Annotated in this window: 6 protein-coding genes; 3 read left to right on the plus strand and 3 right to left on the minus strand. The window is 64.7% G+C overall.

The window, feature by feature from the left end; translation table 11 throughout:
• The 3 genes from VN047_RS13985 to VN047_RS13995 form a co-directional block, all read left to right on the plus strand.
• A partial coding sequence (locus tag VN047_RS13985) for an energy transducer TonB (RefSeq protein WP_325543676.1) occupies positions 1 to 312 on the plus strand: 312 nt, incomplete at its 5' end.
• Positions 313 to 486: 174 nt separating this feature from the next.
• A complete protein-coding gene (locus VN047_RS13990; protein ID WP_325543684.1) occupies positions 487 to 2793 on the plus strand; it encodes a TonB-dependent receptor in 2307 nt (768 codons plus the stop codon).
• A 97-nt stretch (positions 2794 to 2890) separates the two neighbouring features.
• Complete coding sequence (locus VN047_RS13995) at positions 2891 to 3574, plus strand: Fe2+-dependent dioxygenase (protein ID WP_325543678.1); 684 nt, start codon at positions 2891 to 2893, stop codon at positions 3572 to 3574.
• 129 nt (positions 3575 to 3703) lie between these two features.
• Here VN047_RS13995 and VN047_RS14000 read toward each other — a convergent pair whose 3' ends face one another.
• From VN047_RS14000 to VN047_RS14010, 3 genes are all read right to left on the minus strand, one after another.
• Entirely contained in the window at positions 3704 to 4651 is a 948-nt protein-coding gene (locus VN047_RS14000) for an FAD:protein FMN transferase (RefSeq protein WP_325543680.1), read from the minus strand.
• Between the two features lie 11 nt (positions 4652 to 4662).
• Complete coding sequence (locus VN047_RS14005) at positions 4663 to 5499, minus strand: DUF4198 domain-containing protein (RefSeq protein WP_325543682.1); 837 nt, start codon at positions 5497 to 5499, stop codon at positions 4663 to 4665.
• A 15-nt stretch (positions 5500 to 5514) separates the two neighbouring features.
• Positions 5515 to 5660: DUF2271 domain-containing protein (locus tag VN047_RS14010; protein WP_325543686.1), on the minus strand; the 146-nt coding region annotated here is incomplete at its 5' end.

The raw sequence follows: 5660 nt of genomic DNA on the forward strand, positions 1-5660 counted from the left end.
ACCGGAAGCGGGAGCGGCGGCGGCACCAGGGCGGTGTGGCGCAGCGGCGCGATCCGCGACAGCGATTATCCCCGCGACGCAAGCCGCGCGAAGATTGGCGGGGAGGTCGAAGTGCGCTTCACTATCGAAGCCAGCGGCCGCGTCAGCGGCTGCCGCGTGACGCGATCAAGCGGCGACGCCACGCTCGACGAAACGACGTGCCGCCTGATCGAAGAAAGGTTCCGCTTCAAGCCCGCGACCAACGCGGCTGGCGCGCCGGTCGCAAGCCCATATGGCTGGCGGCAAAGCTGGTGGCTCGAACGCCGGAACTAGGCATTTTCATCGATTGCGACAATATCGCGAACGATTCGCATTATTATTTGACTTTGCAATCGACTCTCAATAGCGGCAGCCCGTCCATAACAAGGGGGTAAAGCCGTGAAGCCTACGACGTCCGCCACTTTCCTGGCGCTCTCCTGCGTCGGCAGCCTGATCAGCACCACGGCCATGGCGGCCGACGCCGGTGCCGATGCGTCTTCCGAACAGCAGACCGAGCGCGAACGCCGCGACGAGCGCGAACAGATCATCGTCACCGGTCAGCACTACCAGACGCAGCAGGAATCGCCGAAGTCGACCCGCCCGGTGCGCGACACGCCGCAGACCGTCACGGTGATCACCGGCGAGACGATCGAGCAGCAGAATCTGCTGACGCTGCGCGACATGCTGTCGACGGTTCCCGGCATCACCTTTGGTGCGGCGGAGGGCGGCTCGCCCCCAGCCGACTCGATCAACTTCCGCGGCTATTCGGCGGGCAGCGACATCACGCAGGACGGCGTGCGCGACAGCGCCGCGTACAACCGTTCGGACTCGTTCAACCTCGAACAGCTCGAAATCGTCAACGGCGCCAATTCGGCGCAGAGCGGCGCCGGCTCGGTCGGCGGCTCGATCAACATCGTGACCAAGCGCCCGCTCGACGAGACGCGCGTGATCGCGACGGGCGGCATCGGCACCGACAATTATTATCGCGGGACGGTCGATGCGAACCTGCGCGTCAACGATCTGATCGCGGTGCGCCTTAACGCGATGGCGCACAAGAATGACGTGCCCGGCCGCGACGTCGACAATTACAAGCGTTGGGGCATCGCGCCGTCAATCAGCTTCGGCATGTCGGGTCCGACCAAGCTGACGCTGCAATATCTGCATCAGGAAGACGACAATATCCCGCAATATGGCGTGCCCTATTACGACGGCCTCGTCGCGGGCGTCGATCGCAGCGACTATTTCGGATACCGCAACGTCGACCGGCAGGACATCACCGTCGATCAGGCGACCGCGATCCTCGAACATGACCTGAGCGACACCTGGTCGGTCCGCAATCTCGCGCGCTGGCAGCAGGTCAGCCAGCTGACCGTCGTCGGCCCGCCGCAGGGCACCTACTGCCTTTCGACCGGCGTGACGCCGACAGGCGGCAGCTGCACGACCAACGTTGCGGGTTTTGGCGATTTCACGGTCCCCAACGGCTATTACTACATCGGCGGACCGCGCGGAAACCTGCGCGATTCCAAGAACGAGCTGATGTATGACCAGATCGATTTGCGCGGGACGTTCAACACCGGCGCGATCGAACATACGCTCGTCATCGGCGCCTCGGCGCTGTGGGAAAAGTATACGCTGAACAGCGGCAACGCGCTCCGCAATCCCGACGGCACCGCCTTCTATTCGCGTTATCCGCTGGTCAACATCGCCAACCCGAACGAAATCGTCATCGGCCCCGCCCTGCCCGCGGGCTTCTCCTATGGAAGCAACGTCTATGACGGCCCGGTGAACTTTACCTACACCGGCCGCACGGTCGGCGAGGTCGACAATTATTCGGTCTATCTGTTCGACGCGATGAAACTCGGCAAGTTCGAGGTCAACGGCGGCGTCCGCTATGAAAAGAGCAGCGGGTCGAGCCGCGGCGGTCTCGGCATCCCGACGGTCACCAGCTACGACAACAATCTCTTCTCGTACCGCATCGGCCTTGTCTACAAGCCGGTCGAGGCGGTGACTCTCTATGCGGCGTTCGGCAATTCGAAGACGCCGTCGCAGTCGTCGGTGAACGGATCCTGCACGGCACCTAACGTCGACGGCCTCAACGGCAACTGCAACGTCAAACCCGAAGGCGCCAAGAATTACGAGGTCGGCGTCAAGGCCGAGGTTGCCGGCGGCCGCCTGTTGCTGAGCGCCGCGGCGTTCCGTAACGAACGCGACAGCTACCGCGTCAACTCGGGCGACGTTACGCTGCCCGATCAGGTGCTGGAAGGCCATTCGCGGGTCGACGGTATCGCGCTGAGCGCGGTCGGTCAGATCCTGCCCGGCTGGTCGATCACCGCCAACTACATCTATCTCGACAGCGAGATCCTGCAGTCGGTGTCGAATTACTGCCTCGCCAATCCGGGCCAGGGTACCTGCACCAACTCGGTGGCGGTCCCCGACCCCGTCGCGGGCGCGCATCTGCAGAACACGCCGAAACATTCTGGCAGCCTGTTCACGACCTATGAACTGCCCTTCGGCCTGAAGATCGGCTATGGCGCGACCTATCAGGGCAAATATGATTTCAACCTGCCCACCGCGACCAATGCGACGATCATCCGGTCGGACGACTACTGGGTCCACAACGCCTTTCTGGCGTATGACTTCACCGATCGCATTTCGGCGCAGCTCAACGTGAAGAATTTCACCGACAAGCTCTACTACACCCGCATCCGCAACAATGGCTGGGCGACCCCCGGCGACGCGCGGTCGGCGGTGCTGACCCTGACGGTCGGCCTTTGACGACCCTGCCGGGAGCGGCCCTGTGCCGCTCCCGTTATTGATCGCATCTGGTATCTGTGGCAGCGCCGGGCGGTAACGCCGAAGGGATTTCCCGCCCATGTTAATTGCCGTTCCCGACCTGCTTTCGCCCGCCGAAGTGGCGGAGGTGCGCGCGATCATCGATGGCGCCGAATGGATCGACGGTAACGCGACCTCGGGGCACCAGTCGGCGCTCGCCAAGCATAACGAACAATTGCCCGAGGATAGCGATCCCGCGAAGCAGGCTGGCCGGCTGATCCTCGAAGCGCTCGGGCGTTCGCCGGTCTTCTTCGCTTCGGCGCTGCCGCTCAAAATCTATCCGCCGCTGTTCAATCGCTACGGCGAGGGACACGAGTTCGACACGCACGTCGACAATGCGATCCGCATCAAACGCGGCAGCGATTTCCGCATCCGCAGCGACCTGTCGATCACCGTCTTTCTCGAAGCGCCCGACGCGTATGACGGCGGCGAATTGCTGGTCGAGGATCATTACGGCGTCCAGCGCGTCAAGCTGCCCGCGGGTCACGCCGTCGTCTATCCTTCGTCGAGCCTGCACCGCGTCACGCCGATCACGCGCGGCCGGCGTGTCGCATCGTTCTTCTGGCTGCAATCGATGGTTCGCGATGCCGAGAAAAGACGCACGCTGTTCGATCTCGACCGCGCGGTGCAGCGGCTGACCAGCGAACTCGGCGGCAAGGACCGCTCGGTGATCGAACTCACCGGCGTCTATCATAATCTGCTGCGCCTCTGGGCGGACAGCTGAGGCCCTCATATCGTCATCCCGGACTTGATCCGGGATCCATGATCCTGACGTCTGCACATATGGACCCCGGATCAAATCCGGGGTGACGATGGAGGCGGAAGGACGGTGCTCCGCACCAAGTGATCGCGCCTAATGCAGCATCGCGCGCCAGCCATGCGACAGATATTCCCGGTCGCCCGCCACCACGCACGCAGCCAGTTCCTGTCCGTCGGCAAGCGCAATGGCCGCTTCGGCGCCCAGCACCGTCAGCGCGGTCGCCCAGCCGTCCGCCATCATGCACTGGCGATGAAGCACCGTCACCGACGACACGCCGTTGACGATCGGGCGGCCCGTCGCAGGATCAAAGCTGTGCGAATAGTGCCGCCCATCCGCCACAAAGCCGCGGCGATAGTTGCCGGATGTCGCAACCGACAGGTCGTGCAGCGCGATACGCCAGGGTGCGATCGACGATGATGGCGGCATCTCGACGTCGACCCACCAGGGCTGCCCGTCGGGGCGGATCCCCTCGCCCCGCAATTCGCCGCCGACTTCGAGCAGGAAATGCCGCACCCCGTTGCCCAGCAGCCACTCCGCTACAAGGTCGACGCCATAGCCCTTGGCGATTCCCGATAGGTCGAGCGCGGCGCCACCGGTGCGCCGGATACGCCGCGTCGCCGGATCGAAATCGATCGTCCGGCTTGCGAGGACATCATCCCCTTCGGGTATCTGCCCGACCGGGCCGGCGCCGCCGAAACCCCACGCGTCGGTCAGACGCCCGAGGCCGGCGTTGAACGCGCCGCCGCTTTCGCGCGCAATTTCGCGCGCTGCCTCGACGACACAGGCGAGTTCGCCCGGCACCTCATGCCATTCGCCCGGCGCAGCGCGGTTGAAACGCGACAGGTCGGACTCCGCCTCCCACTGGCTCATCTGCGCGACGACCAGATCAAGCGCCGCCTGAACGCGGCGCGCGGTCGCTGCCGGCGGCGACACCGCGTGCAGCGACCAGCTGGTTCCCATGGTTTCGCCGGAGAAGCTTTCGATCCTCGCCCGCGCGCCGCGCCCCGCAAAGGCGGCGGGCGTCAGCGCACGGGGAATCAATATGCGGTCGGTCAGGGCGCCAGCACTTCGAGCGTCGTGACATAGCTCGCGCGGCGCTGCGGTGTCGCCGGAGCCGCCTCGCCTTCCTCGCGCTCGGTGCGCGGCGTCGTGACGTTCAGCCAGTACATGCCGGGTTCGGTCCAGTTGATCTCGACCTTGCCGTCGGCACCGGTCTTGAGATCCATCTGGCCAAGCTGGTCGCGGTACCGGATGCCCCCGGGGATTACGGTGACCGGAAGCCCCGCCGCGGGCTTGCCGTCGAGCAGGAACTGGAAGGTTGCCGCCTCGCCCGCAATCAGGTCGTTCGGATGGGTGACCGGAACCAGCTCGATGCCCTTGCCGGTCGGCTTGAAAAGCGTCGTCGTCGGTTCGCCGACGGTCACGAAAATCTCGTTGCGATTGCTCGATTCGGACGTTTTCACGTTGGTCGCGCCGGCAGGAATGCGCTCGGCGAGATTGGCGGTCGTCGTCCCGCGCGGCAGCCGTTCGGTCTTGCCGGCAAGGTCATAGGTGCCCATCACGCCGTCGGTCGCCGATGCGATCCGCCATGTGCCCTTTTGCGTCAGATGGACGTCGAAGGTGCTGCGATAGCGGCCGGTCGCCTTGTTCTCGATCGCCGCCTCGGTCCCGTCGGGCGCCCACGCCTTCATCGCGTCGAGGCGCAGCGGCTGGTGCTCGAAATAAAAGAGGTCGTTCGATACTGCGGCGTCGACGGTGACCCACACATCGTCGCCCGACAAGACGGTCGACGACGGCATCATCCACTGGCGGTGCGCCGAAGCCGGAACGGCAACCATGGCGGCAAGAGCGGCGCCCGCCGCGAAACCCCAAATATGCTTTTTCATCATCCTGTCCTTCCCTGTTCAGCGAAAGGAAACCGAGACGGCCCCCAATTCAGTCGTTCCCGCAGCGCGTCCGCCCGCCCCGGCCTTTGCCGGCCAGCTGAAGGGAATGCGCAGAAGCTCGCGCCCGCCGACCTCGCGCGCCGCCTCGATCACCAGCGTGTACT

Origin of the sequence: Sphingopyxis sp. (assembly GCF_035565275.1) — a bacterium.
Lineage (GTDB): Bacteria > Pseudomonadota > Alphaproteobacteria > Sphingomonadales > Sphingomonadaceae > Sphingopyxis.